The 26210-nt window shown below is 41.6% G+C and carries 31 protein-coding genes; 30 read left to right on the top strand and 1 reads right to left on the bottom strand.

The features are described 5' to 3' along the window. The first annotated feature begins 64 nt into the window (after positions 1-64). The 5 genes from C6W21_RS06355 to fni all read left to right on the top strand — a co-directional run bounded on the left by C6W21_RS06355 (position 65) and on the right by fni (position 4164). A complete protein-coding gene (locus C6W21_RS06355; protein WP_106049681.1) occupies positions 65-712 on the top strand; it encodes a flagellar brake protein in 648 nt (215 codons plus the stop codon). 63 nt (positions 713-775) lie between these two features. After that, positions 776-958, top strand: coding sequence for a DUF5359 family protein (locus tag C6W21_RS06350; protein WP_106049680.1), 183 nt, complete (start codon positions 776-778; stop codon positions 956-958). 71 nt (positions 959-1029) lie between these two features. Next, positions 1030-1707 (top strand): (d)CMP kinase, encoded by a 678-nt coding sequence (gene cmk / locus C6W21_RS06345; protein WP_106049679.1) that lies wholly within the window; start codon positions 1030-1032, stop codon positions 1705-1707. Positions 1708-1930: 223 nt separating this feature from the next. Beyond that, complete coding sequence (rpsA, locus tag C6W21_RS06340; protein ID WP_003215529.1) at positions 1931-3082, top strand: 30S ribosomal protein S1; 1152 nt, start codon at positions 1931-1933, stop codon at positions 3080-3082. Between the two features lie 14 nt (positions 3083-3096). Beyond that, positions 3097-4164: a type 2 isopentenyl-diphosphate Delta-isomerase gene (fni, locus tag C6W21_RS06335; protein WP_106049678.1), complete on the top strand. Its 1068-nt coding sequence runs from the start codon at positions 3097-3099 to the stop codon at positions 4162-4164. Positions 4165-4217: 53 nt separating this feature from the next. On the opposite strand, the gene C6W21_RS06330 is transcribed toward fni, so the two are convergent. Continuing rightward, positions 4218-4349 (bottom strand): YpzI family protein, encoded by a 132-nt coding sequence (locus C6W21_RS06330; protein WP_064497540.1) that lies wholly within the window; start codon positions 4347-4349, stop codon positions 4218-4220. Between the two features lie 120 nt (positions 4350-4469). Here C6W21_RS06330 and C6W21_RS06325 point away from each other — a divergent pair, with 120 nt between their 5' ends. The 25 genes from C6W21_RS06325 to trpA all read left to right on the top strand — a co-directional run bounded on the left by C6W21_RS06325 (position 4470) and on the right by trpA (position 26200). Then, complete coding sequence (locus C6W21_RS06325; protein ID WP_223249527.1) at positions 4470-5072, top strand: YphA family membrane protein; 603 nt, start codon at positions 4470-4472, stop codon at positions 5070-5072. Further along, a complete protein-coding gene (locus C6W21_RS06320) occupies positions 5069-5953 on the top strand; it encodes a YIEGIA family protein (RefSeq protein WP_106049676.1) in 885 nt (294 codons plus the stop codon). Before C6W21_RS06325 ends, C6W21_RS06320 begins: the two co-directional genes overlap by 4 nt. Before the next feature lie 6 nt (positions 5954-5959). Beyond that, on the top strand, positions 5960-6154 hold the full coding sequence (locus C6W21_RS06315; RefSeq protein WP_008344527.1) for a capping complex subunit for YIEGIA: 195 nt from the start codon (positions 5960-5962) through the stop codon (positions 6152-6154). Between the two features lie 159 nt (positions 6155-6313). Continuing rightward, positions 6314-7624, top strand: coding sequence for a ribosome biogenesis GTPase Der (gene der, locus C6W21_RS06310; protein WP_034661082.1), 1311 nt, complete (start codon positions 6314-6316; stop codon positions 7622-7624). A 14-nt stretch (positions 7625-7638) separates the two neighbouring features. Further along, positions 7639-8676 (top strand): NAD(P)H-dependent glycerol-3-phosphate dehydrogenase, encoded by a 1038-nt coding sequence (locus tag C6W21_RS06305; RefSeq protein WP_106049675.1) that lies wholly within the window; start codon positions 7639-7641, stop codon positions 8674-8676. 266 nt (positions 8677-8942) lie between these two features. Further along, positions 8943-9146, top strand: a complete 204-nt coding sequence (locus C6W21_RS06300) for a DUF2768 domain-containing protein (RefSeq protein ID WP_034318888.1) — start codon at positions 8943-8945, stop codon at positions 9144-9146. Between the two features lie 18 nt (positions 9147-9164). Further along, the gene (locus tag C6W21_RS06295) at positions 9165-9890 is read left to right on the top strand and encodes a hypothetical protein (protein WP_106049674.1); all 726 of its coding nucleotides are present in this window, start codon (positions 9165-9167) and stop codon (positions 9888-9890) included. 204 nt (positions 9891-10094) lie between these two features. Continuing rightward, on the top strand, positions 10095-11573 hold the full coding sequence (spoIVA, locus tag C6W21_RS06290; RefSeq protein ID WP_106049673.1) for a stage IV sporulation protein A: 1479 nt from the start codon (positions 10095-10097) through the stop codon (positions 11571-11573). Positions 11574-11947: 374 nt separating this feature from the next. Further along, positions 11948-12226 carry a non-specific DNA-binding protein Hbs gene (gene hbs, locus C6W21_RS06280; protein WP_003215863.1) on the top strand — a complete coding sequence of 93 codons (279 nt, stop codon included), beginning with the start codon at positions 11948-11950 and terminating at the stop codon, positions 12224-12226. Positions 12227-12416: 190 nt separating this feature from the next. Beyond that, on the top strand, positions 12417-12986 hold the full coding sequence (gene folE / locus C6W21_RS06275) for a GTP cyclohydrolase I FolE (RefSeq protein WP_003215789.1): 570 nt from the start codon (positions 12417-12419) through the stop codon (positions 12984-12986). 24 nt (positions 12987-13010) lie between these two features. Next, positions 13011-13241 carry a trp RNA-binding attenuation protein MtrB gene (gene mtrB / locus C6W21_RS06270; protein ID WP_106049672.1) on the top strand — a complete coding sequence of 77 codons (231 nt, stop codon included), beginning with the start codon at positions 13011-13013 and terminating at the stop codon, positions 13239-13241. 114 nt (positions 13242-13355) lie between these two features. After that, a complete protein-coding gene (locus C6W21_RS06265; RefSeq protein WP_106049671.1) occupies positions 13356-14123 on the top strand; it encodes a heptaprenyl diphosphate synthase component 1 in 768 nt (255 codons plus the stop codon). 3 nt (positions 14124-14126) lie between these two features. Further along, a complete protein-coding gene (locus tag C6W21_RS06260; protein WP_106049670.1) occupies positions 14127-14831 on the top strand; it encodes a demethylmenaquinone methyltransferase in 705 nt (234 codons plus the stop codon). 24 nt (positions 14832-14855) lie between these two features. Continuing rightward, positions 14856-15818, top strand: coding sequence for a heptaprenyl diphosphate synthase component II (gene hepT, locus C6W21_RS06255; RefSeq protein ID WP_106049669.1), 963 nt, complete (start codon positions 14856-14858; stop codon positions 15816-15818). A 130-nt stretch (positions 15819-15948) separates the two neighbouring features. After that, complete coding sequence (ndk, locus tag C6W21_RS06250; protein WP_003216015.1) at positions 15949-16395, top strand: nucleoside-diphosphate kinase; 447 nt, start codon at positions 15949-15951, stop codon at positions 16393-16395. 145 nt (positions 16396-16540) lie between these two features. Continuing rightward, a complete protein-coding gene (locus C6W21_RS06245; protein WP_106049668.1) occupies positions 16541-17320 on the top strand; it encodes a CheR family methyltransferase in 780 nt (259 codons plus the stop codon). Positions 17321-17393: 73 nt separating this feature from the next. Beyond that, complete coding sequence (gene aroC, locus C6W21_RS06240) at positions 17394-18566, top strand: chorismate synthase (RefSeq protein ID WP_060596745.1); 1173 nt, start codon at positions 17394-17396, stop codon at positions 18564-18566. Next, complete coding sequence (gene aroB / locus C6W21_RS06235; RefSeq protein ID WP_106049667.1) at positions 18566-19657, top strand: 3-dehydroquinate synthase; 1092 nt, start codon at positions 18566-18568, stop codon at positions 19655-19657. Before aroC ends, aroB begins: the two co-directional genes overlap by 1 nt. After that, positions 19654-20037, top strand: a complete 384-nt coding sequence (gene aroH / locus C6W21_RS06230) for a chorismate mutase (RefSeq protein ID WP_034661065.1) — start codon at positions 19654-19656, stop codon at positions 20035-20037. Before aroB ends, aroH begins: the two co-directional genes overlap by 4 nt. A gap of 231 nt (positions 20038-20268) precedes the next feature. Continuing rightward, complete coding sequence (gene trpE / locus C6W21_RS06225; RefSeq protein WP_106049666.1) at positions 20269-21816, top strand: anthranilate synthase component I; 1548 nt, start codon at positions 20269-20271, stop codon at positions 21814-21816. After that, positions 21788-22810: an anthranilate phosphoribosyltransferase gene (gene trpD, locus C6W21_RS06220; RefSeq protein WP_106049665.1), complete on the top strand. Its 1023-nt coding sequence runs from the start codon at positions 21788-21790 to the stop codon at positions 22808-22810. Before trpE ends, trpD begins: the two co-directional genes overlap by 29 nt. Beyond that, positions 22803-23555 carry an indole-3-glycerol phosphate synthase TrpC gene (trpC, locus tag C6W21_RS06215; protein WP_106049664.1) on the top strand — a complete coding sequence of 251 codons (753 nt, stop codon included), beginning with the start codon at positions 22803-22805 and terminating at the stop codon, positions 23553-23555. The genes trpD and trpC overlap by 8 nt, the downstream gene beginning before the upstream one ends. Positions 23556-23560: 5 nt before the next feature. Then, the gene (locus tag C6W21_RS06210; RefSeq protein ID WP_106049663.1) at positions 23561-24220 is read left to right on the top strand and encodes a phosphoribosylanthranilate isomerase; all 660 of its coding nucleotides are present in this window, start codon (positions 23561-23563) and stop codon (positions 24218-24220) included. Then, on the top strand, positions 24201-25400 hold the full coding sequence (trpB, locus tag C6W21_RS06205; RefSeq protein WP_106049662.1) for a tryptophan synthase subunit beta: 1200 nt from the start codon (positions 24201-24203) through the stop codon (positions 25398-25400). Before C6W21_RS06210 ends, trpB begins: the two co-directional genes overlap by 20 nt. Beyond that, a complete protein-coding gene (gene trpA, locus C6W21_RS06200) occupies positions 25397-26200 on the top strand; it encodes a tryptophan synthase subunit alpha (RefSeq protein ID WP_106049661.1) in 804 nt (267 codons plus the stop codon). The genes trpB and trpA overlap by 4 nt, the downstream gene beginning before the upstream one ends. The last annotated feature ends 10 nt before the right edge of the window (positions 26201-26210 follow it).

Here is a 26210-nt window from a genome sequence, read left to right as displayed (position 1 = left end):
TTGTTTTATACATGGTTTAATATAGGAGAGGATATGATTTCACAGATGAAAAGAGTGATGAGGAATGTTACAAATAGGGGATGCAATCACAATTGAATATGTCAATGAGAACAAAGAAGTGAAAACTGCAAAATCGAAAGTTTTGGAAAATAATAACGATGATATTTGCATTAATTATCCAGCTGATAAAGAAACGGGGCGCACCATCTATTTAAATCAGCAAACAGAAATCACCGTTTTCTTTTTCGATGAAAATCAAATTCCATACAAATGTACAAGCGAAGTCATCGGGAAGAGGAAAGTAGATATTCCGATGATTGTTATTTCCATTCCGCCAAAAGAAGAAATGATCCGGCTTCAGCGCAGAGAGTACCTTCGAGTCGATACAATGGTCAAAGCGACGATCATGCAAACGGATGAAGAAGCCTTTGACACGTTTATTGTCAATATGAGTGCTGGCGGCTTAGCTATTGCTGTTCCTGAAGGTGTCTCATTGAAAGAATACGGAGAAGTGGTCACAGAGTTTGAACTTCCGCTGAAAGAGCCTGTGAAAATTAAAGCGGTTGCAGAAACGAATCGAGTATATCAAGATGAGCAGACTGGCAAAACAAGAGCGATCATGGAATTTTCTGAGATCACAAATGACCACCAGCAGCACATTATGAAGTACTGCTTCCAGCAGCAGCTTTTAACACGTGTAAAAAAAGCATAAGAATAAAGGATGTTAAAAGCTTCCATACTAGAGGTGAAAGAATCTAGCGTGGAGGCTTTTTGTATGAAGACAATGGAAAGATGGTTATTGAAAGCGGTGCTCATTCAGCTTGTCTTATTATTAGCCATTCAGATCACACTTCATTTGACGAAAGGAGAACTTTTTTTGTCAAAAGTCGTGCAATACGAGGGTGTAAATAACATGAGCATTGAAGATTGGATTGAGACGTTTAAGCAGAAGGATTGATAGAAAATTCCCCCGTTTGACCGGTGATCGTGTTACAATTCATAAGGGAGATTCAATCAAGGAGAGGTATTATGAAAAAGAAATTATCTATCGCAATTGACGGTCCTGCAGCAGCAGGAAAAAGCACTGTGGCAAAAATTGTCGCAGCAAAAAAATCATATATTTATATCGATACAGGTGCCATGTACCGTGCGATTACACTTGCGGCACTTAATCATGGTGTAGACCTTGAAGACGAGCAGGCACTTGATGCATTACTGAAAAAAACTGTGATTGAACTTGTCTCAACAGACGACGGTCAAAAAGTTCATCTAGACAATACCGATGTCACAGAGGATATTCGCACAGACCGTGTGAGCAACCAAGTATCAGTTGTCGCAAAGCACAGAGCTGTTCGGGAAGAAATGGTCCGCAGGCAGCAAGAGCTTGGTAAAAAAGGCGGTGTCGTGATGGACGGAAGAGATATAGGTACGCACGTTCTTCCAGATGCCGAAGTGAAAATTTTCTTGCTTGCATCAGTAGAAGAAAGAGCAAAACGCCGTTTTGAAGAGAATCAGAAAAAAGGCTACGATGTCAATTACGATCAGCTGATCGAAGAGATTGCAAGACGTGACAAACTTGATTCTGAGCGCGAAGTTTCCCCACTTAAGAAAGCGGATGACGCCATTGAAATTGACACAACTTCTCTTTCCATTCAAGAGGTAGCAGGTAAAATTTTAGATGCAGCAGACCGCGTGGAGAAACAGTAAGAAATTTTAGAAAACTTTAATAAGTTAGAGGTTTATCTCTTGACAAACAAGGTCTTTTATTAGAAGTTTATACTAATACTATTTTTATTGATCATTCAAGCAATTCTGTTGATTTGAATGTTTCTATAATACATATTCGGCTGGTAATCATCATGCTTAAGACACATATTCGCCCAGTCGTTTTAACTAAGCTGTGTAGGTTTGGACCAAGGAGGTTATCGAAATGACAGAGGAAATGAATCAAATCGATGTTCAGGTACCAGAGGTTGGAGATGTAGTGAAAGGGATTGTTTCTAAAGTTGAGGACAAGCATGTCAATGTAGATATCGTCAATGTGAAACAGCCTGGGATCATCCCAATCAGTGAATTATCAAGTCTTCACGTTGAAAAAGCATCAGATGTCGTGAAAGATGGCGACGAGTTAGAGCTTAAAGTAACAAAAGTCGAAGACGATGCTTTGATTTTATCGAAACGTGCTGTTGATGCAGACCGCGCTTGGGAAGACCTAGAGAAAAAGTTTGAGACAAAAGAAGTATTTGAAGCTGAAGTAAAAGACGTTGTCAAAGGTGGTCTTGTCGTAGATATTGGTGTGCGTGGATTTATTCCTGCATCTCTTGTAGAAGCGCACTATGTAGAGGACTTCTCAGACTACAAAGGTAAAACACTCTCACTAGTCGTGGTCGAACTTGACCGAGAAAAAAATCGCGTGATTCTTTCGCACCGTGCAGTAGTGGAGCAAGAGCAATTAGACAAAAAGCAAGACTTCCTGCAAAAGCTTGAAGTAGGCAGTGTGATTGATGGTAAAGTGCAGCGCCTGACTGATTTTGGTGCATTTGTAGACATTGGCGGCATTGATGGATTGGTTCACATTTCTCAACTATCCCATGCGCATGTTGAAAAGCCATCTGACGTAGTGGAAGAAGGACAGGAAGTCCAAGTCAAAGTACTTGCTGTTGATCGTGATAACGAACGTATCTCACTATCTATTAAAGAAACATTACCAGGACCTTGGAGCCAGATTGGCGAAAAGGTAAAACAAGGGGATGTGCTTGAAGGAACTGTTCAACGTCTTGTGAGCTTCGGTGCATTTGTTGAAATTCTGCCAGGCGTCGAAGGACTTGTGCATATTTCCCAAATCTCTCATAAACATATCGGTACGCCGCATGAAGTCCTTGAAGAAGGGCAGACTGTGAAAGTGAAAGTGCTTGATGTGAATGAAGATGAAGAACGCATTTCACTAAGCATCCGTGATCTAGAAGAAAATCCTGAAAAACAAATCGAAGAGAATTATCGTCAATATCAGGCGAAAGAAGAAAACACAAGCGGATTCCAGCTTGGTGATCTGATCGGCGATAAGCTCAATAAATTAAAATAATTTGGTGATCAAAATTGACGCGAGCAGAAAGAAAGAAGCAGCATATTGAACATGCCTTGTCCACTGGACAGCAGGCAGCAACAGGTTTAGAAGATGTTTCCTTCGTTCACGCCAGTTTACCAGATCTTGCGACATCACAAATTGATACACATACAACTATTGGCGGACTGACTTTCGGTTCGCCAATTTTTATCAATGCAATGACTGGCGGGGGCGGAAAGTCGACCTATGAGATCAACCGCTCTTTATCGATCGCAGCGAAGGAAACCAATATTCCGGTGGCAGTTGGATCACAAATGGCTGCACTGAAAGATAAAGAAGAAAGACGTACGTATGAAGTTGTTCGAAAAGTCAATCCTGATGGACTTGTGTTTGCGAACTTAGGCAGTGAAGCATCGATTAAGCAAGCGAAGGAAGCAGTCGAGATGCTGGAGGCCAATATGCTCCAGATTCATTTAAATGTGATTCAAGAAATTGTCATGCCTGAAGGAGACCGTGATTTCAGGGGGGCACTTGAGCGCATCGCAGCCATCGCTGAATCAGTTGGTGTGCCTGTTGTCGTAAAAGAAGTCGGATTTGGCATGAGCAAGGAAACGGCAAAAAAGTTATTTCATGCTGGAGTTGCGGCCGTTGATGTAGGAGGATTTGGTGGTACGAACTTTTCTAAGATCGAAAATCTTCGCCGCCAAAAAGCACTTCATTATTTTGATCAATGGGGGATTCCAACTGCAGCGAGTCTTGCTGAAGTACATACAAGTTTTCCAGATCAAACGGTTTTAGCCTCCGGAGGTATACAAGACGCCCTTGATGTAACAAAATCAATTGCTCTTGGAGCATCTGCTGCTGGGCTAGCAGGCTTTTTCTTAAAATCACTGACTGGCGGAGGGGAGAGCGGCCTCATCGCTGATATCATAGATCTTCAAGAAGATGTGAAGATGATGATGACAGTGCTTGGCGTGAAGACGATTGAAGAACTAAGACAAACCCAAGTTGTTATTTCAGGTGAAACAAGTCATTGGCTTAAAGAAAGAGGCATCGACACAACGTACTATAGTTTAAGATCAAAGAAGAAAAAGGACTAAAATCAAGTTTAGCCCTTAAACATCTAAGGCATGTGGTCATCACATGCCTTTTTTTATTGATTTCTTTTTCGTGCGCTTTCTGGACCTTCTAATGCTGTTGCCCCTTTATGATGAATGGATTGATCACGGTCAGATTCCACTCTTTTTGATGCCTTTAAGCGTTTTTCCTGTCTATCTTTTCCCATCATGCATCCCTCCTCAACCATTAGGGTGTCACCTCTTGTTTATTTCATACAATGCCCAAAGCGATCCCTTACGTTTAAAAATTGGGGATTTTCCCATAATGTAATTGAGGTGATGAGACGTTGGAGGCTTTGTACTATTATTGGTCCATATGGTTCGTTTGGATTATGGTGACATTTATTATGGAAAAAAGCTCATGGCGCAATGTGCTAGGCGTCTGTGTCCTCGTCCATATTATATGTAGTCATTTCATGATATACGTGGTTGATATGAGCCTTAATGCGGGGTACTTGATGACCTTTTTATATGCATGTGCGGGTTTCGTTATATTCCGGTCTGGCCATCAAATGATGAGAGTCATGCAATTAGGCTCTATGGTGAGCGCATATGCCTTTTTTATGATTTTTGCATTATATGACCCGGTTTGGTTCACGCTAATAAAAGTGGATTGGGTCGTATTTGCCTTGCTGATCTTGATGTCTTTGACATATGGACATCATTTCACAGAACGAGTCACCCTATGGATGATGTCAGTATGTCTTGGCGAAGCCCTTTATGCGCTGACGATTCACCGCTTTACATCATCGATTGTCATAGGAGATCTCTCTTTTCTGTCCCTTGTTGTTCAAGGGTCCATCTTCCTATTAGGTGTCGATCAGCTTGAAAAGCTCTTGAACGCCCGTTCATCAAGAAAAACAGTAAAAGGGGCTGCAAAATCAACATGACGGATTATACGTTTCCTGTAATTATTGGTGTCATCTTTGGGATGGCGGCCAGACTTTATATGTTAAGAACAGATTACCGGCAATACCCTACGTATATTCATGGACAAGTGATTCACATTGCGCTTGGTTTTATTGCTTCAGGGCTTGGTGCGATCATTATGCCTGCACTCATTCAGGAGGAATTTACGGCGATTACCTTTCTCACGCTGGCGGCCACACAATTCCGAGATGTCCGCAATATGGAAAGAAATACGTTAACTCAAATGGATTCATATGAGCTAGTCTCAAGAGGCAGTACATATATAGAAGGCATTGCCATTGCCTTTGAAAGCCGAAATTATATTGCGATTCTCACGGCACTGATTACGACCACAGCCTGTATTTTCTTCTCGCTCGTTATTGGGACAGTGGTCGGTATTCTTTGTTTTTTCTTGGCAAAGCTATTAATGTCTGGCAGCCAATTAAAGGATATCGTCAACATACAAAAAGGAGAGCTTCGCTTTGATGGGGCAGGGCTTTATGTGAATGATATTTACATCATGAATATCGGACTGCCCGAAAAGCAAAAGCTCATTTTAGAGCATGGGATGGGCTTTATTTTGACGCCGAAAAATTTCAACTCAGCTACAACGATTGCTAATCTTGGGCAGCGGCAAGCCATTTTATTTGATTTATCCAACGTACTTGGTGTGTATCGCGACTCTGGTGAACCATCGCTCTGTCCGCTCGCAAAGCGTGATCTAAATAACGGCGCACTTGGTGTGTTCATTTTACCGCAATGGTATCGTGAAGATTTGGCTGTCCGTGTATTAGAAGAGGTACCCATTTTAGAAAATGCCATCAGAATGCCGACAGAGTTCATAAAAAAGAAAGTGAGGTAATAGGGCATGGCGAACACCATTGAACAATTCATACTGGCTGTGGCTACAACAAATAAAGAGCGGGTCATTGGCGGAACAGCCGTTTTTTTCTGTGAAAATAAAGAAGAACTCGACATGTACGCCATGAATTTAGAGGCCATTTTAGATGGAATTGCACACGGAATTGGAGAAGATCTTTACTTGATTGTCAAACATTTTTAAGTTATTCATTGTGGTCTGATTAAAAATTGATATAATATATAAGTTGAACCCTTCATGTTTGAAGGGTTTATTTCATAAAACTGAATGAAAATTTTAAATCCCGGTTGAAACATGATGATGAACATATTGAATCGCGGCTGGATTGAAAGGAAGGGTACTATGGGTAAACCTGTCGTAGCCATTGTTGGAAGGCCCAACGTTGGAAAATCTACAATTTTTAATCGAATCGCAGGCGAAAGAATATCGATTGTAGAAGACACACCTGGTGTAACAAGAGATCGAATCTATAGCTCTGCTGAATGGTTAAATTATGACTTTAATTTAATAGATACTGGTGGAATTGATATTGGAGATGAGCCATTTTTAGCACAAATTCGCCATCAGGCAGAAATCGCAATGGATGAAGCGGATGTCATTATCTTTATGGTGAATGGCAGAGATGGCGTGACATCTGCGGATGAAGAAGTCGCAAAAATTTTATATCGCACGAAAAAGCCAGTTGTACTTGCTGTCAATAAACTGGACAACCCTGAAATGAGAAGTGACGTGTATGACTTTTATGCACTGGGGTTTGGCGAACCGTATCCGATTTCTGGAACGCACGGATTAGGTCTAGGTGATCTGCTTGATGCCGTCGCAGAACACTTCAAAAACTTACCGGATACACAGTATGCGGAAGAAGTTGTTCAGTTCTGCTTAATTGGCCGCCCGAATGTAGGGAAATCTTCGTTAGTGAATGCAATGCTTGGAGAAGACCGGGTCATTGTGAGCAACATCGCTGGTACGACAAGAGATGCTGTAGATACGATGTTTACGTACAATCAGCGTGACTTTGTCATTGTCGATACAGCAGGTATGAGAAAAAAAGGAAAAGTATACGAAACAACAGAGAAATACAGTGTGCTTCGTGCATTAAAAGCCATTGATCGTTCTGATGTTGTCGCTGTTGTTTTAGACGGTGAAGAAGGCATTATTGAGCAGGATAAACGTATTGCAGGCTATGCACACGAAGCTGGTAAAGCTGTTGTGATCGTTGTGAACAAATGGGACGCTGTTGAAAAAGATGAGCGTACGATGAAGGAATTTGAGCAAAACATTCGTGAGCATTTTCAATTCCTAGATTATGCACCTGTCTTGTTTATGTCTGCTCTCACGAAAAAGAGAATTCATACGTTAATGCCATCCATTATTACAGCTAGTGAAAATCATGCGATGCGCGTTCAAACGAATATTTTAAACGATATCATCATGGATGCAGTGGCAATGAATCCAACACCAACTCATAATGGACAGCGCCTGAAAATTTACTATGCGACACAGGTGGCTATTAAGCCTCCGTCCTTTGTGGTGTTTGTAAACGATCCAGAGCTTATGCACTTTTCTTATGAACGTTTCCTAGAAAACCGCATTCGAGATGCATTTGGTTTTGAAGGAACGCCGATTAAAATATTTGCGAGAGCGAGAAAATAAAAAGGGTGAGCAGAATGAAGAAAATTACAGTACTTGGAGCAGGAAGCTGGGGAACAGCACTTGCACTTGTATTAGCTGATAATCATCATGATGTACACATGTGGGGACATAGACAAGAGCTCATTGACCAAATCAATGAGAAACATGAAAATCATGATTACTTGCCAAATGTCGCACTGCCAGCGTCTATTCAGGCGACGACAGACATGAAGCAGGCGTTAGAGGGGACAGATGCTATTATTGTCGCTGTGCCAACAAAGGCCATTCGTGAAGTATTAAAGCAGGCAAATGAGCTGATCACTTCGAAAGTGCCGTTTGTCCATGTAAGTAAAGGGATTGAACCAGATACACTTCTTAGAATATCTCAAATGATTGAACAAGAAGTCCCGGATGAGAAAAGAGAAGCTGTTGTTGTCTTATCAGGGCCGAGCCATGCCGAGGAAGTAGGCTTGCGTCATCCGACAACTGTCACTGTCTCATCAGAAAATATTGAAGCGGCTCAATATGTTCAAGATTTGTTCATGAACAACAACTTTAGAGTGTACACAAACCCTGATGTGATTGGCGTAGAAATTGGGGGAGCACTAAAAAATATCATTGCTCTTGCGGCAGGGATCACAGACGGACTTGGATATGGTGACAATGCGAAAGCGGCGCTCATCACTAGAGGACTCGCTGAAATCGCACGTCTCGGTACAAAAATGGGAGGAAATCCTCTGACATTTGCCGGATTAACAGGCGTTGGAGATTTGATCGTGACATGTACAAGTGTTCATTCGCGTAACTGGCGCTGCGGAAATCTGCTTGGTAAAGGGTATAAGCTTGAAGAAGTGCTTGAAAAAATGGGGATGGTTGTCGAAGGCGTCCGTACAACAAAAGGCGCTTATCAGCTCTCCAAAGAATATAAGGTCAGCATGCCGATTACAGAGGCGCTTTACCACGTCCTGTTTGAAGGAAAAAAGGTCGACGATGCTGTCGAGTCATTGATGGCACGTGTGAAAACACATGAAATGGAAGACCTTGTAAACATGTTTGAAAACCAAACAAAATAAATGGAAGACTGAACTTAGGCATGTAGAGGATGCAAGAAGGGGAAGACTTGCATAACATAGCAATGAAGTTTGAATAGAGCTTTGCCTCTACAGAATGAGGAAAAATAGTCGACCTAATGACTGAAGCAGAGTCCCCCTCTTTGCTTCAGCTTTTTTATGTGCTTTTTTCTGAATGATTGGAAAAATGATTGATATTTACCTTATTTTTGGTTTAGAATGAAATATAAACGCTTACAATTTGTTCGTTTTGAAGGGGGACAGGCACGATGAGTTTTGCTTTAATCAAGATGTGGTTTGCGCTTGGTTCGATGGGGCTCATGTTTTTAGCCGTAGTAACCATTTATTTCAGTCGATTTAAGCTGAAAAGCCGGTTTCTTAAAATAACAGCCTCGACCGTCGCATACAGCTTGATGCTTATATCAGGCATCATTGTGTTTTTAGTTGTATTTAGCGGGCCGGTCAATGAATAAAGAAAAAGGAAGAATATGATGATCAAAGCAAAAGTCAGTGTCACGTTGTTAGCACTTATTTTACTAACAGGATGTCTGTATCCAGAAAATCGCAAAACTGAAAACCGTGTGCCATACGAAGAGCAGCTGCAAAGCGTTCAGACAGCGATTGAGGAATTTCAAAAAGCAACAAATGGTCTTTTGCCGATTGAAACGAAAGAAGCAGACACGCCGGTTTATCAGAAGTACGTCATCGACTTTAAGCGCTTGTCACCAAGATATTTACACGATGTACCGTCTACATCCTTTGAAGGCGGGGGTGAATATATTTATGTCCTCACAGACGTCGAAAAAAAACCAACGGTGAAACTGCTCGATGTGAAAATGACGCAAACCATCAGTGAATTACGGCTTAGAATTAAAATATATCAAGATGAACATACATATCCGCCATACGGCAAAGTAGTATCAAGCAATTTATATACGTTAAATGAAAAAAAGCTAGGCTTAAAATCGCCGCCTACGGTCATGAGTCCGGTGACAGGGAATTCCCTCCCGTTACTGATTTCATCAAATGGCGAAATCTATGTGGACTACCGCAGTGATTTTGCTCATATTTTGAAGAATACGAAACAAAAGCTGAAACCAGGTGAAAACATTCAAGATGTCTATTGGGAGGAAACCCCGTTTGTACCTGCGTTTTCTGTCCCATATACCATCAACAAAAAAGGTGAGCCTGACTTTTTAGAAAAAAAGACGTCATAAACAAGAATGAACCTTTTTCCTCTGCATATAAATGAGGAGAAAGGTTTTTTTATGGCTAAACATACTCTCAAAACAAAAAAGGTGTCATATTCAAATAGGACAACGTCATACACATATATTGTCCAGACACCTTTCAAGCAAGTTTGATTGAAGAATAGAGTATTTTATTTGAAAACGAGGATAGCAAGTCCGGGAGGGGATCACTTGGAAAAAGTCGATATTTTCAAGGATATCGCTGAACGAACAGGAGGCGATATATATTTAGGAGTCGTTGGCGCTGTTCGTACAGGGAAATCTACGTTTATTAAAAAGTTTATGGAGCTCGTGGTGCTCCCGAATATCAATAATGAGGCAGATCGTGCAAGAGCACAGGATGAATTGCCGCAAAGCGCAGCAGGAAAAACCATTATGACCACAGAGCCAAAATTTGTACCAAATCAAGCGGCATCGATACATGTGAGTGACGGTCTTGATGTCAACATCAGACTTGTCGATTGTGTAGGATACACAGTCCCTGGTGCGCGCGGGTATGAAGATGAAAATGGTCCAAGAATGATCAACACGCCGTGGTATGAAGAGCCAATCCCGTTCCATGAAGCAGCGGAAATTGGTACACGCAAGGTCATTCAAGAGCATTCAACCATCGGTGTTGTGATTACAACAGATGGTTCCATTGGAGAAATCCCAAGACATGATTATATTGAATCTGAAGAACGTGTGATTGAAGAGCTCAAAGAGGTTGGAAAGCCGTTTATTATGGTGATCAACTCTGTGAGACCATATCACCCTGAAACAGAAGCGCTGCGGCAGGAACTCAGCCAAAAATATGATATTCCAGTACTCGCCATGAGTGTAGAAAGTATGAGAGAGCAAGACGTCCTCAGTGTGCTTCGTGAAGCATTATATGAATTCCCAGTCCTAGAGGTGAATGTGAACTTGCCAAGCTGGGTCATGGTGCTGAAAGAAGATCATTGGCTGAGAGAAAGTTATCAGGATTCAGTGAAGGAAACCGTAAAGGATATTAAAAGATTAAGAGATGTTGACCGTGTCGTTGGTCAATTTAGCGAATTTGACTTTATTGAAAGAGCGGGTTTAGCAGGAATTGAAATGGGTCAGGGGATTGCGGAGATTGACCTGTACGCCCCAGATGATCTATATGATCATATTCTAAAAGAAGTGGTTGGTGTGGAAATTAGGGGGAAAGACCATCTTCTCGAGCTCATGCAAGATTTTGCGCATGCGAAGACAGAATATGATCAAGTATCAGACGCATTAAAAATGGTGAAGCAGACGGGATACGGGATTGCGGCGCCAGCTTTGTCAGATATGAGTTTAGATGAGCCAGAAATCATTAGGCAAGGCTCGAGATTCGGCGTGAGATTAAAGGCGGTTGCTCCATCTATTCATATGATTAAGGTAGATGTAGAGAGTGAATTTGCACCGATTATCGGAACAGAGAAACAAAGTGAAGAGCTCGTCCGCTACTTAATGCAAGACTTTGAAGATGATCCGCTTTCGATTTGGAATTCAGATATATTTGGGCGCTCACTCAGCTCCCTTGTCAGAGAAGGTATTCAAGCAAAGCTGTCTCTGATGCCAGAAAATGCAAGATATAAGCTGAAGGAAACGCTTGAAAGAATCATCAACGAAGGATCAGGCGGTTTGATCGCGATTATTCTATAGCATGTGAGACCTCTCATTGACAGGGGTCTTTTTTTGCGTGTTGAATGAGTCATAAAAAGACAATTGTATAAAGATTAGTCAGATTCAGGCTGAAATTAGGAATATTCGTTCGTAAAAGTGCCCTTAATCCTTGACGAATAAGGATTCTTCCCTTTAAAATGCTTGATATGGTATTTCATATGTGTTAATCTACTTACAGAAAATCTTCACTTTGTTGGACAAACATTCCTTCAAAGAGTTGTTTTCTAATGAATAGCCATGTATAACGCTTTCTAGACGCTCTTTTTTTCGAAAAAAGTGTATAGAAAGAAGATGAATTGTGAAGAAATGATAACAATCTACTGAATGCATATTTTTGGGAGGAGGTGAAAGGCATGAACAAGACAGAACTTATTAACGCGGTTGCTGAAGCAAGCGAGTTATCTAAAAAAGACGCGACAAAAGCAGTTGATTCTGTTTTTGATACAATTTTAGATGCACTTAAAAATGGTGACAAAATCCAACTTATCGGTTTTGGTAACTTTGAAGTACGTGAGCGTTCAGCTCGTAAAGGACGTAACCCACAAACTGGTGCAGAGATCGAAATCCCTGCAAGCAAAGTACCTGCTTTCAAACCAGGTAAAGCACTTAAAGACGCGGTGGCAGGTAAATAATCGTTATGTGTAATGATCCTATTGCAGGAGTTATACATATACAGTTTCACACTGGTCTAGAAAAGCCCCTTTCATAAGGGGCTTTTCCTTTTGAATCAAAAGGTTCGTTTAGAACGCTCTCCTTTGCTTTTAGGATCTGAAGTGTGCTAGAATCTGATTGAAATGTAATCGCCTTTGGAGGATATAATACATGAGTGAAATAAATAAAGAACTAATTGAACACGCAGTACGCGATATATTAAAAGCCATCGGAGAAGATCCAGATCGTGAAGGACTTCTTGATACCCCTAAACGAGTAGCAAAAATGTATGAAGAAGTGTTCTCGGGATTAAATGAAGATCCAAAAGAACATTTTAAAACCATTTTTGGTGAAGACCACGAAGAACTCGTTCTTGTAAAAGATATTGCTTTCCATTCAATGTGTGAACACCACCTTGTACCTTTTTACGGAAAAGCGCATGTCGCTTATATTCCGCGCGGCGGAAAAGTGACAGGACTTAGCAAACTTGCAAGAGCTGTAGAGGCTGTTGCCAAACGCCCGCAGCTTCAGGAACGCATTACTTCAACCATAGCAGATAGTATGGTGGAAACACTCAATCCGCATGGCGTGATGATTGTCGTTGAAGCAGAGCATATGTGTATGACGATGCGCGGAGTGAAAAAGCCAGGTGCGAAAACCGTGACATCAGCAGTACGCGGTACATTTGCAAATGATGCAGCGGCAAGAGCAGAAGTGCTTTCCTTTATTAAAAACGACTAATTCAATAGATGGAAGGTGAACAGATTGAGTGAAAATAAAGCATCTGATTTTGTAGTGATTAAAGCCAATGATAATGGTGTAAATGTCATCGGCTTAACTAGAGGCTCTGATACAAGATTTCACCATTCCGAAAAGCTCGATAAAGGTGAAGTCATCATTGCACAATTTACTGAGCATACGTCAGCGATCAAAGTAAGAGGCGATGCTGTCATTCAAACGAGCTTCGGGGAAATTCAAAGCGAAGCAAAGAAATAACCACTTGAATGCACTTGATAGCATAAAAGTGAGAGCTGATATGGTATAATAAATCTCTATACAATGTGCAGGGCTACATATGAAACTGTAATTTTTGGGACAAGGGTGATATCTTTGCAAGACATCTACGGAATTTTATCTAATCTAAATATAAAATTAAATAAAAAGCTTTCTCATCCTTATTTGGCGAAGCATTTACGTGCGCCACTCATCGATGAAGATAAGCTCCTTCTTTTTCATGCAATGTTTGATGAAGCTCAAATTGATGCAGAGAAAAAAGAAAATTATATTTTAACGGCGATGCTTGTGCAAATTGCCCTTGATACCCATGACGAAGTCACAACTGCTGCAGCCATCAAACAAGACGAATTCAAAAATCGTCAGCTGACCATCCTAGCAGGAGACTATTTCAGCGGTCTCTATTATTCTCTTCTCTCTGACATGAAAGACATCTACATGATCCGCACGCTCGCAACGGCAATCAAAGAAATCAATGAACATAAAATTAGACTGTATGATCGATCCATTCAAGATGCAGCGCACTTTTACAAAAGTGTAGCAACGGTTGAGTCTGCGTTATTCCAAAGGATTTCTGAGCATTTTCAATTAACGCATTGGAATGAGATTGCAAGTCGTTTCCTTGTTTATAAGCGTTTCATGAAACAAGCAGAAGATGACAAACATTTAAAACTTTTTTTGAACGATAGCTATACGGACGCCTATGCATGTTTTGACAACTTTGAGAAGGAAGGCTATGAAAAGGCCAAACGACCGATCAAGGAGCATCTTGTTTCATCTCCGGTCGTTCAAAAAGAGCTATTAAATCGCTTGGATCATATGAAAAATGAGCCTGCGTACCATCAGAAAGTGGAAGAAGGGTAAGTCATGCAGCAATCAAAAGAACAGCGAGTACACGGTGTATTTGAAAAAATTTATAAAAACTATGATCAAATGAATTCTGTCATCAGCTTTAAACAGCATAAAAAGTGGCGCGATAAAACAATGAAGCTCATGAATGTTCAAAAAGGAGCCAAAGCATTAGATGTATGCTGCGGAACAGCCGATTGGACCATTGCGCTTGCTGATGCTGTAGGCGAAAAAGGCGAAGTCAAAGGCCTTGATTTTAGTAAAAATATGCTGAGTGTTGGAGAAACGAAGGTGAAGACTGGGGGCTATAATCAAATTGAACTGCTTCACGGCAATGCGATGGAGCTTCCTTTTGAGGACAACACATTTGATTATGTCACGATCGGTTTTGGCCTACGGAACGTCCCTGATTACTTAACGGTGCTAAAGGAAATGACAAGAGTTGTGAACCCTGGTGGAATGGTTGTCTGCCTTGAGACTTCACAGCCTGAAATGATTGGGTTTAAACAAGGCTACTATGTCTATTTCAAATACATCATGCCGCTCTTTGGTAAACTGTTTGCCAAAAGCTATCAGGAGTATTCATGGCTTCAAGAATCAGCCAAAGCGTTCCCTGGCATGAAAGAACTGGCGGCTCTTTTCGAAGAGGCGGGTCTGTCTGATGTCTCGTATCATCCATTTACAGGCGGTGTAGCAGCAACACATATCGGAAAGAAGCTTTGAATAAACGATATTTGGGTGAAAATTATGAAACTAAAAGCAATGATCTCTTTTTTAAATCATGATATCGATATTATTGAAAAAGAGCTTGAACAAACAGTTCGCTCTGATTATGCATTATTAAGTGAAGCAGGTCTTCATTTGCTGCAAGCGGGCGGAAAACGAATCCGCCCCGTTTTTGTTCTCCTTTCAGGCATGTTTGGCGACTATGATATTAATAAAATTAAATATGTTGCCGTTGCTCTTGAGCTGATTCATATGGCATCACTCGTTCACGATGATGTGATTGATGATGCAGAGCTGAGAAGAGGCAAGCCAACGATTAAGGCAAAATGGGACAATCGAATTGCCATGTACACAGGGGATTACTTGTTTGCAAGATCGCTTGAGTATATGACAAAGATCAATCACCCAATGGCGCATGAAATTTTGTCAAAGATGGTCGTCGAGCTCTGTCTTGGTGAAATCGAGCAAGTGAAAGACAAATACAATATGGATCAAAACCTGCGTACATATTTAAGAAGAATCAAACGAAAAACAGCCTTGCTCATTGCAGGTAGCTGCCAGTTAGGTGCGATAGCAGCAGGTACAGATGAGAAAACACATAAAGCCCTATATTGGTTTGGCTACTATGTCGGTATGTCCTATCAGATCATTGATGATGTGCTTGATTTCACATCAACTGAAGAAGAGCTTGGTAAGCCTGTTGGAGGAGACCTTTTACAAGGAAATGTCACACTCCCGGTTTTATATGCACTGAAGAACCAGGCACTCGAAGGCCAATTAAAGCTGATTAATAGTGAAACAACGGAAATGCAGCTGAAGCCTGTGATTGAACATCTCAAACAAACAGATGCGATCGACCGCTCGATTCGAGTGAGTGAAATGTATTTGAAAAAAGCATTTGAACAGCTGGACAAACTTCCTCGAGGACGAGCGAAAACGTCACTCGCCTCCATTGCCAAATATATTGGAAAACGAAAATTCTAATCAACATGTTGTTGATTGGTTTTTTTGTGAAATTTTTTGTCAAAAATTGATTATTATAAAAAAAAATGATACGATCACTTTGTAACAATGTAAGCCTATACATACATAAACGACGGGGTGGAGAACGTATATGGACAAAACATTTCTTATGGTCAAACCTGATGGTGTGGAAAGACAATTAATCGGTGAAATTGTGTCAAGATTCGAAAAAAAGGGGCTTCAGCTTGTTGGTGCAAAACTAATGAGTATTCCAAAAGAAGTAGCAGAAACACATTATGGTGAGCATAAAGAAAAACCATTTTTCGGGGAATTGGTTGACTTTATTACGTCAGGACCAGTATTTGCAATGGTATGGCAAGGTGAGCAGGTAGTAGATGTAACAAGACAGATTATCGGCAAAACAAACCCGAAGGAAGCGCTTCCGGGCACAATAAGAGGGGACTATGGATTGACGGTTGGCAAAAACATTATCCATGGCTCAGACTCACCAGAAAGTGCTGAAAGAGAAATCAACTTATTCTTCAAACAAGAAGAACTCACAAACTGGGATCAAACCATCTCAAGCTGGATTTATTAAGGTTCAAGCCAAGGTGTTCATCAAATGAGCACTTTGGCTTTTTTTATATGAATATTTCTACACGAAAATTCGCATGAGAAGATACAAATTTTCGATAAAAACAGCTATACTAGGACAAAGATAGATGAGACAGGAGAGGACTTTGATGGATCAATATCAAGTATTTGTCGGAAAATGGAAAAAACTAACCGGGGTGGATCTGAATTTATATAAAGAAGCACAAATGAAACGAAGATTAACGTCACTTTATGATAAAAAAGGATATAGAGATTTTGAAGCATTCGCGGCTGCCCTTGAAAAGGATAGAGCACTATTAGATGAGACGATGGATCGAATGACGATCAATGTGTCAGAATTTTACCGAAACTATCAGCGCTGGGAAGTGCTTGATCAAAAAATTCTTCCACTGCTTTCGAAAAACAGCGGGACCCTAAAAATATGGAGTGCAGCATGTTCGACAGGAGAGGAGCCGTATACACTCTCAATGCTTCTATCAAGCCATCCGCTTGTGAAGGACTTCCAAATTATTGCAACTGATATTGATGATAAAGTTCTGCAATCAGCTCAAAAAGGAAAATATCATGAACGATCACTGCAAGAGGTACCAGATCAAATCAAGCAAAAATATTTCACAAAAGCAGATTCTTCATTTTACACTGTGAAGGATGAGGTGCGAAAGCACATTCAATTTAAAAAGCACAACCTTTTAGCAGATCCTTATGAAAAACAGCTTGATCTTATCGTGTGCCGAAATGTCCTCATTTACTTTACAGAAGAGGCAAAAGAAGAAATTTACATGAAAATGAGCAGCAGTTTAAAACCAAATGGCGTATTATTTGTTGGTTCAACTGAACAAATTTTTCACCCGGAAAAGTTTGGACTGACATCTGCTGATACTTTCTTTTATCAAAAGAAGGGGTTGTAGCTGACTTTTTAGTAGTAAGTGTGTTATCATAGTTTTACTTAAAAGCGTTAATGCGATGAAGGGAGATCGAGTCATGAGATACTTAACAGCAGGTGAATCACATGGTCCACAATTGACCACCATTATTGAAGGCGTTCCAGCGGGTCTTTACATAGAGCAGGATGACATCAATTATGAATTGGCTAGAAGACAAAAAGGTCACGGCCGCGGTAGAAGAATGCAGATTGAAAAAGACCAAGCGAAAGTGTTAAGTGGTGTTCGCCACGGGAAAACATTAGGTTCTCCTATTGCACTTGTCGTTGAAAACAATGACTGGAAGCATTGGACAAAGGTGATGGGGGCAGAGCCGATCACAGAAGAAGAAGAGAGTGAAATGAAGCGTCAAATTTCACGCCCTAGACCAGGGCATGCAGATTTAAATGGTGCGATTAAATATGGACATCGTGATATGCGAAACGTATTAGAGCGTTCATCAGCCCGTGAGACAACCGTTCGCGTAGCAGCAGGCGCAGTCGCCAAACAAATCTTGGCTCATTTAGGAATCAAGGTAGCTGGCCACGTTCTTGAAATTGGCGGAGTGAAAGCAGCTCATACGACATATAAATCGATTGAAGATTTGCAAAAGGTAACGGAAGAGTCACCTGTTCGCTGCTACGACAGTGAAGCAGGTCAAAAAATGATGGATGCTATTGATGAAGCGAAGAAAAACGGTGATTCAATTGGCGGAATTGTGGAAGTCATCGTTGAAGGAATGCCAGTTGGAGTCGGAAGCTATGTTCACTATGACCGCAAATTAGACAGCAAGCTTGCAGGTGCTGTTCTGAGTATCAACGCTTTTAAAGGGGTTGAATTCGGTATCGGCTTCGAGGCGGCTTCTAAAAATGGCAGTGAGGTCCATGATGAAATCATCTGGGATGAAGAAAAGGGCTATACGAGAAAAACAAATCGCTTAGGCGGTCTCGAAGGCGGAATGTCAACTGGTATGCCAATTGTCGTAAGAGGGGTCATGAAACCAATCCCAACGCTTTACAAGCCGCTTCAAAGCGTTGACATTGAAACAAAAGAACCTTTCTCCGCAAGTATTGAACGTTCTGACAGCTGTGCTGTTCCTGCCGCAAGTGTTGTCGCAGAAGCAGTCGTGGCTTGGGAAATCGCCAATGCTGTTGTTGAGCAGTTTGGTCTTGATCAAATCGACCGCATTAAAGAAAATGTTGAAAAAATGCGCCAGCTTCAGAGGGAATTTTAATGAAAACACTGGAAGTTAAGACGTCTTCAGCCACTTATCCTGTATACATCGGTGATGGGATTAAACGCAATATCGTCGACTTGATGACTTCCACGGGGCATTCCTATACGAAGCTCTTCATCGTGACAGATACAGCTGTTGATGCCATTTACGGTGATGAAATGGTTCAATTACTTGAACAGAAGTGGTCTGTGCATAAAGTGGTTGTGCCAAGCGGAGAGCAGTCGAAATCTTTTGCTGAGTTTGAGCATATTCATACAAAGGCCATTCAGTTCCAACTGGATCGCTCCTCGTGCATCATTGCACTGGGAGGAGGCGTCATTGGGGATTTGGCTGGCTTTGTTGCTGCTAGTTATATGAGAGGCATTGACTTTATTCAAGTTCCGACGACGCTGCTGGCACATGACAGTGCAGTTGGCGGGAAAACAGGGATTAACCACCCGCTCGGTAAAAATTTAATCGGTGCGTTTCATCAGCCGAAAGCTGTGATCTATGATACGAGTATGCTTGAGACACTATCTCAAATTGAATTGAGGTCAGGCTTTGCTGAGGTCATCAAACATGCGCTCATTTCAAGTGAAGACTTTTTATCACAACTGATGTCCATTCGTTCTTTGGCGGAATGTTCAAAGAGCGAGCTGGCACATATGCTGTATCAAGGGATTGAGGTCAAAGCGTCAATTGTTCAAGAAGACGAAAAAGAACAAGGCGTACGTGCATTTTTGAATTTAGGTCATACACTTGGTCATGCCATTGAAGCTGAGTATGGATACGGCGTTATCACGCACGGAGATGCTATTGCAATCGGCATGCAGTTTGCGCTATATGTGAGCGAAAAGAAGCTGGGACTCAGCCTCAATCGCACGGAACTAAAAGAGTGGATGAAAGAACTCGGATTTCCGGTACAAGTCACTCAAGATATTTCCACGAAAACATTTGTTGATCGGATGATTGGTGATAAAAAGGCAAGAGGCGGAGCCGTTCAATTTGTTTTATTAAAACAGGTTGGAGACGTCACCTTGCAGTCTTTCACAAAAGATGAGCTGCATCACTGGCTCGAACAATGGAAACGGGAGGAGGGATGTCTATGATGTTTCGCGGGATACGTGGGGCTACAACTGTGACAGAAGATACAGAAACAGAAGTATTAAACAAAACGAAACAGCTGCTAGAAGCGATTATTTCAAGAAACCAAGTAGATCCAGAACGTGTCGTGCAGATCTTAATTTCAGCTACACAAGATATTCACTCCGTTTTTCCGGCAAAAGCCCTTCGTCAGTTTGAAGGCTGGACGTATGTGCCTGTTACTTGTATGCAGGAGCTGGACATTCAAGGCGGTCTAAAGCATTGTATTCGCGTTTTAATGACGGTCCAAACAGACACAAAGCAGGAAGATGTGCAGCATGTGTACTTGGAAGAAGCTGTGACGCTTCGCCCTGATTTACAGTTGACAAAAAACAAGGAATTATAATACGATATGAACAGCCGAAGTTTACACACAGGTGTAAACGGCATTGCAAGTTTAGAGAAGATGAGAATGAGACTAGGGTAGTTGAGATGAGTAGAGTTGAGCAGAGATACGATACGTCTATTTCATCATACTGCCTAAAAGAGCACCCCTCTTTTAGGCTTATTTCGTATACTCATACAAACCCTCTATATGTCCCCTCATTCTCCTTAATCAAATTTAAGGAGTGTGCTTATGAATTTCCAATCAAATTTGACCCAATTTTTAAGGGACAGCGAGTCCCACAAAACGATCCCGATTGTTGAAACCATTACAGTTGATACGCTCTCACCGATTCAAATTGTTGAAAAACTCAAGCAAGATATTGTGTATCTGCTAGAAAGCAAAGACGAGTCTTCTAGCTGGTCGAGATATTCCTTTATCGGATTACATCCTTTTTTAACCTTACACGATGACCAAAACCAATATATTGCACGTGACGCTGCAGGGCAGGAGGTCATGAAAAAGCAAGAGCTGAAAGACTTATTAGACTGGATGAAAGAGCAATATCAAATCAAGACACCAGATGTTGACATCCCGTTTACAGGCGGGGCAGTTGGGTACTTAAGTTACGATCTTATTCCAAGCATTGAACCTTCTGTCAGGCCTCATCTAAGCGCATCAACGACAGACAATTGTACTCTATTTGTCTGCCAAACAATGATTGCCTTTGACCATGAAACAAACCATGTTCATTTTATCCAGTACACCCAGCTGACCGGAAATGAAACAGAAGACGAAAAAATACGAGCTTACAAAGAAAATCAAAAGCGGCTTGAACAGATGATTCACAAGCTCCATACAAAGGTCGATATGAAAGAACTGATTTTATCAGGGAATATGAACGAATCACCGTCCTTTGAACAGGTGACGTCAACCTATGAAAAAACAAAATTTTTAAAGGACGTCGAAAAAATCAAAGAATACATTCGAGCAGGTGATATTTTTCAAGGCGTACTCTCACAGCGCTTTGACATTCCAGTGTCAGTAAGTTCATTTGAATTATACCGCGTGCTTCGCATTGTGAATCCATCTCCATACATGTATTTTATGAAATTAAAAGACCGCGATTTAGTCGGAAGCTCGCCAGAACGATTAATCCATGCCAAAAATGGGCACTTAGAAATTCACCCCATTGCAGGCACAAGAAAACGAGGAAAAACAAAAGAAGAGGACGCTGCGCTGGCAAGAGAGCTACTGGAGGATGAGAAAGAAAAAGCAGAACATTACATGTTAGTAGATCTAGCCAGAAATGATGTCGGCCGCGTAGCAGAATTCGGCAGTGTGTCCGTACCGACCTTTACAAAAGTTGTGAACTTTTCACATGTCATGCACATCATCTCCATTGTGACAGGGAAGCTAAAGCAGGATACACATCCAGTCGATGCGCTCATGTCTGCTTTTCCAGCAGGCACATTAACAGGAGCACCGAAAATAAGAGCGATGCAATTATTAAATGAAATGGAGCCTGAGCCAAGGGAAACGTATGGCGGCTGTATTGCCTATATTGGATTCGACGGTAATATCGACTCTTGTATTACCATTCGCACCATGAGCGTCAAAGATCGGACCGCTTCCATACAAGCAGGCGCTGGCATTGTCGCAGATTCTGTTCCAGAAAATGAATGGGAAGAGACTTGTAACAAGGCAGGAGCGCTTCTTAGGGCCATTCAGCTTGCTGAACATATTTTCTCAGAAAAGGAGAGTGTGCAGGATGAATCAGCGACTATCAGCTCTTGTTAACGGAGGCTTCCTATCAGAAAATGAAGCACATAGGCTAATGCATGATATGATGAGCGGCTCTTTAACAGATGCTGAAGTCGCTGCAAGTCTATCGATTTTAGCTCACAGAGGAGAAACCGCTGAAGAAATGACAGGCTTCGTGAAGGCCATGCGGCAAAAAGCAGCACCAGCGGAAAGATCGCTTGATGTCGTTGACACATGCGGCACAGGAGGCGATGGACTCTCTACATTTAATATATCAACTGCAGCTGCCATTGTGGCTTCCGCCGCTGGTGCTAAAATCGCAAAACACGGAAATCGTTCTGTCTCTTCTAAAAGCGGAAGTGCCGACGTGCTAGAGTGTCTTGGCATTCACATTCAATCCACTCCAGAAGAAACAAGAAGACAAATACAAGACAAAAACATGGGCTTTTTGTTTGCACCACTGTACCATTCGTCTATGAAACAAGTAGCAGCAGTCCGCAAGCAGCTCGGCTTCCGGACGGTATTTAATCTATTAGGACCGCTTTGCCACCCGATGCAAGCGAAAAAGCAAATCATCGGTGTGTACTCGAAGGAAAAGGCGAAATTAATGGCAAAAGCCCTTGCTCCATTAGAGCCAGAGCATGTCCTGTTTGTGTGCGGGGAAGACGGGCTGGATGAATTAACGATTACAGCAAATTCATATGTGATTGAACTCAAAAAAGGTGCCATGACAGAATATACGCTAAACCCGGAAGACTTTGGACTGGAAAAAGGATACTTATCAGATATTCAGGTCCAATCACCGGAAGAGAGCGCGAAATTAATTCAGAATATATTGAATCATCAAACAGAAGGGGCGCCTCTTCATGTTACAGCTCTGAATGCCGGGGCAGCTTTATATGTCGCAGGCAAGTCAGAAAGCCTCATGGCAGGAACATTAAAAGCGTTAGAAACGATTAAAAACGGTGCAGCCAAAGAACAATTGACTCGTTTAAAACAAAAAAAGAAAGAGGATGAGATCTATGCTTAATCAAATCATTGCACGCAAAAAAGAACATATTCAAACGTTGCAGTTACCTGTGGATGGACACTTTGAAAGACGATCATTTAAAGAAGCACTCATGAACCCTCACCGCTCGATTGGTCTAATTGCTGAGGTGAAAAAGGCATCTCCTTCCAAAGGAATCATTCAGCCGAATTTTGATCCTCTGCAAACCGCAAAAGCATACGAAAAATCAAATGCTGATTGCTTATCTGTCTTAACAGATGAACCATTTTTTCAAGGAAAGAACGAGTATCTTTCCTTAATTAAAGAGCACGTCGCACGTCCAATTTTAAGAAAAGACTTTATCATCGACTCCATACAGATAGAAGAGTCAAGACGTATCGGAGCAGATGCAATTTTATTAATTGGAGAAGTACTTGAACCGCAAAAATTGCATGAGCTCTATGATGAAGCGAAGGAAAAAGGACTAGATATTCTTGTCGAAGTTCATGCAGCAGATACACTGGAACATATCTTAAACATATTCACCCCTGAAATCATTGGAGTGAATAACCGAAATTTAAAGACATTTACAACAACAATTGAACAAACAAAAGAGATTGCACCACTTGTTCCAAAGGATGTATTACTAGTGAGTGAAAGCGGTATTCAGAGATTTGATGATCTGACCTTTGTCAAAAAACATGGAGCGAGTGCTGTCCTTGTAGGTGAATCATTAATGAGAGAACAATCACAAGAAAAAGCCGTTCAGACGTTATTTGGAGAATGAGCACAATGAAGCCTTTTTTAAAATATTGCGGTGCGGTATCACAAGAAGATGTAGAATGCATTGCGCAATCTCAAGCAGATGCGATCGGATTTATTTTTGCTCCAAGTAAAAGACAAGTCGATCCAGATCAAGTAAAACAATGGCTCACTGAGTCGCAGTGCGAGAAAGAGATTACGGGTGTATTTGTAAATGAAAATATCCGAAAAGTGTGTGACATCACAAAGCATATTCCTTTAGATATCGTGCAGCTGCATGGAGATGAAACACGAGAGGATGCAAAAGAAATAAAACAACAAACAGGAGCGGTTGTGTGGAAAGTCTTTCACCACGAGCCCGATGTAAAAGAAACACTCGATAAAATGATGGCATTTGCGCCGTTTGTCGATGGCTTCCTCATTGATGCGAAAGTAAAAGGGATGAGAGGCGGTTCTGGCACAGCTTTTACATGGGAAGCGGTACCTGTATACATTCAGCAGGCAAATCGACTGGAGAAAACATGCATCATTGCAGGTGGAATTACACCAGAAACGCTGCCGGAGCTACTTGCCTATGGCCCAAAAGCGATCGATCTTTCAAGCGGCATAGAAGAAAACGGGAAGAAAAGCAGAACTAAGATCAAAGCGCTCGAAGAAAGGATGTTAAACGATGTACGCATATCCAAATGAGCTTGGCAGATATGGAGAATTCGGAGGGAAATTTGTTCCTGAGACGCTCATGCAGCCACTCAAAGAAATCGAACAAGCATTTAACGAATTAAAAGAAGACCCTGCTTTTGAGCAAGAGTATCTTTCCCTTTTGCAAAACTATTCAGGCAGACCGACTGCGCTGACATATGCTGATCAATTGTCAGCATACCTCGGCGGCGCAAAAATCTATTTAAAAAGAGAAGATTTAAACCATACAGGTGCTCATAAAATTAACAATGCACTTGGGCAGGCCCTGCTTGCAAAAAAAATGGGGAAATCAAACATTATTGCGGAAACAGGCGCAGGACAGCACGGAGTAGCAGCTGCAACGGTGGCCGCAAAGTTTGGATTATCCTGCACGGTATTTATGGGAAAAGAAGATGTGGAAAGACAATCACTCAATGTATTCCGAATGAAGCTCCTTGGCGCTGAGGTCATACCTGTCACAAGCGGGAACGGCACATTAAAAGATGCAACCAACGAAGCGATTCGTTATTGGGTCCAGCACTGCAGTGATCATTTCTATATGATCGGCTCAGTTGTAGGTCCTCATCCGTATCCCCAAATCGTCAGTGAGTTTCAGCGGATGATTGGTGATGAAGCAAAAGAGCAGATGCTTAAAAAAGAAGGCAGACTCCCACATAAAGTCATTGCTTGTGTCGGCGGCGGAAGTAATGCCATTGGAATGTACCGAGCGTTTTTAGATGAAGAGGTTGATATTATTGGTGTAGAAGCGGCTGGAAAAGGAATCGATACGCCGCTACATGCAGCGACCATTACGAAAGGGACAAAAGGAGTCATTCATGGATCTTTGACATATTTAATCCAAGACGAATTTGGCCAGATTATTGAGCCCTATTCCATATCAGCTGGTTTAGATTATCCGGGGATCGGCCCAGAGCACGCATATTTACATGCGAGCGGCCGCGTTCAATATGTGAGTGCAACAGATCAAGAAGCACTGGATGCACTAAAGCTGCTGACAGAAAAGGAAGGAATCCTGCCAGCGATTGAATCAGCACACGCTTTAGCCAAGGCGTTTGAAGTGAGCAGGACGATGAGTGAAGATGAAATCGTCCTTGTCTGCCTGTCAGGAAGAGGAGATAAGGATGTGCATACATTAATGAATGTGCTTGAAAGTGAGGGCAAAACCAAATGATCACATTTCAATTAAAGCAAGGCGAGAAGTTATTCATCCCATTTATCACGGCAGGAGATCCGTCAGAAGACATCACGATCGATTTAGCTATCGCCCTTCAAGCAGCCGGTGCACATGCGATTGAACTAGGTGTTCCTTATTCCGACCCGCTAGCGGACGGTCCTGTCATTCAAAGAGCCTCCAAAAGAGCTCTAAATCATGGCATGAATATCGTAAAAGCGATAGAATTAGTAGGGAAGATGAAAAAAAACGGTGTAAAAATTCCTGTAATTCTATTTACGTATTATAATCCTGTGTTACAATTAGACACAGAATACTTTTTCGCTTTACTGCGCAAAAATCATATTTCGGGACTCTTAACACCCGACTTGCCGTTTGAAGAGAGCAGTGAGCTGCAAAAGAACTGTCAAACTTATGACATTTCATATATTTCGCTCGTTGCACCAACAAGCAAGGAACGATTAGTAAACATTGTAGAGCAGGCAGAAGGTTTTGTGTATTGTGTTTCATCTCTTGGTGTAACAGGAGTCAGACAAACCTTTGACGAATCGATTACTGATTTTATTCAACAAGTGAAACAGCTGAGTCACATACCGGTTGCGGTCGGTTTTGGCATCTCGACAAGAGAGCAGGTAGACTCAATGAATAAACTGAGTGACGGTGTCGTTGTAGGCAGTGCACTTGTGAAAAAAATTGAAGAACTTCAAGATCAATTGTTAGCAAGTGATACACGTCAAGACGCTTTAAGAGAATTTGAAACCTATGCAAAAACATTTAGTCCCCTCTATTCATTCAAATGAGGTGAAACTT

It is taken from the genome of Bacillus sp. NMCN1 (assembly GCF_002998085.1).
Taxonomy (GTDB): domain Bacteria; phylum Bacillota; class Bacilli; order Bacillales; family Bacillaceae; genus Bacillus.
The sequence above is the reverse complement of the archived record's forward strand: the minus strand, read 5'-3'. Positions and strand labels throughout refer to the sequence as shown.

Bases quoted from the DNA above. Each gene is read 5' to 3' on its own strand.
- C6W21_RS06355 (WP_106049681.1), top strand. From the start codon at position 65: ATGTTACAAATAGGGGATGCAATCACAATTGAATATGTCAATGAGAAC.
- C6W21_RS06350 (WP_106049680.1), top strand. From the start codon at position 776: ATGAAGACAATGGAAAGATGGTTATTGAAAGCGGTGCTCATTCAGCTT.
- cmk (WP_106049679.1), top strand. From the start codon at position 1,030: ATGAAAAAGAAATTATCTATCGCAATTGACGGTCCTGCAGCAGCAGGA.
- rpsA (WP_003215529.1), top strand. From the start codon at position 1,931: ATGACAGAGGAAATGAATCAAATCGATGTTCAGGTACCAGAGGTTGGA.
- C6W21_RS06330 (WP_064497540.1), bottom strand. From the start codon at position 4,349: ATGGGAAAAGATAGACAGGAAAAACGCTTAAAGGCATCAAAAAGAGTG.
- C6W21_RS06320 (WP_106049676.1), top strand. From the start codon at position 5,069: ATGACGGATTATACGTTTCCTGTAATTATTGGTGTCATCTTTGGGATG.
- C6W21_RS06315 (WP_008344527.1), top strand. From the start codon at position 5,960: ATGGCGAACACCATTGAACAATTCATACTGGCTGTGGCTACAACAAAT.
- der (WP_034661082.1), top strand. From the start codon at position 6,314: ATGGGTAAACCTGTCGTAGCCATTGTTGGAAGGCCCAACGTTGGAAAA.
- C6W21_RS06305 (WP_106049675.1), top strand. From the start codon at position 7,639: ATGAAGAAAATTACAGTACTTGGAGCAGGAAGCTGGGGAACAGCACTT.
- C6W21_RS06300 (WP_034318888.1), top strand. From the start codon at position 8,943: ATGAGTTTTGCTTTAATCAAGATGTGGTTTGCGCTTGGTTCGATGGGG.
- C6W21_RS06295 (WP_106049674.1), top strand. From the start codon at position 9,165: ATGATCAAAGCAAAAGTCAGTGTCACGTTGTTAGCACTTATTTTACTA.
- hbs (WP_003215863.1), top strand. From the start codon at position 11,948: ATGAACAAGACAGAACTTATTAACGCGGTTGCTGAAGCAAGCGAGTTA.
- folE (WP_003215789.1), top strand. From the start codon at position 12,417: ATGAGTGAAATAAATAAAGAACTAATTGAACACGCAGTACGCGATATA.
- C6W21_RS06260 (WP_106049670.1), top strand. From the start codon at position 14,127: ATGCAGCAATCAAAAGAACAGCGAGTACACGGTGTATTTGAAAAAATT.
- hepT (WP_106049669.1), top strand. From the start codon at position 14,856: ATGAAACTAAAAGCAATGATCTCTTTTTTAAATCATGATATCGATATT.
- ndk (WP_003216015.1), top strand. From the start codon at position 15,949: ATGGACAAAACATTTCTTATGGTCAAACCTGATGGTGTGGAAAGACAA.
- C6W21_RS06245 (WP_106049668.1), top strand. From the start codon at position 16,541: ATGGATCAATATCAAGTATTTGTCGGAAAATGGAAAAAACTAACCGGG.
- aroC (WP_060596745.1), top strand. From the start codon at position 17,394: ATGAGATACTTAACAGCAGGTGAATCACATGGTCCACAATTGACCACC.
- aroB (WP_106049667.1), top strand. From the start codon at position 18,566: ATGAAAACACTGGAAGTTAAGACGTCTTCAGCCACTTATCCTGTATAC.
- aroH (WP_034661065.1), top strand. From the start codon at position 19,654: ATGATGTTTCGCGGGATACGTGGGGCTACAACTGTGACAGAAGATACA.
- trpE (WP_106049666.1), top strand. From the start codon at position 20,269: ATGAATTTCCAATCAAATTTGACCCAATTTTTAAGGGACAGCGAGTCC.
- trpD (WP_106049665.1), top strand. From the start codon at position 21,788: ATGAATCAGCGACTATCAGCTCTTGTTAACGGAGGCTTCCTATCAGAA.
- trpC (WP_106049664.1), top strand. From the start codon at position 22,803: ATGCTTAATCAAATCATTGCACGCAAAAAAGAACATATTCAAACGTTG.
- C6W21_RS06210 (WP_106049663.1), top strand. From the start codon at position 23,561: ATGAAGCCTTTTTTAAAATATTGCGGTGCGGTATCACAAGAAGATGTA.
- trpB (WP_106049662.1), top strand. From the start codon at position 24,201: ATGTACGCATATCCAAATGAGCTTGGCAGATATGGAGAATTCGGAGGG.
- trpA (WP_106049661.1), top strand. From the start codon at position 25,397: ATGATCACATTTCAATTAAAGCAAGGCGAGAAGTTATTCATCCCATTT.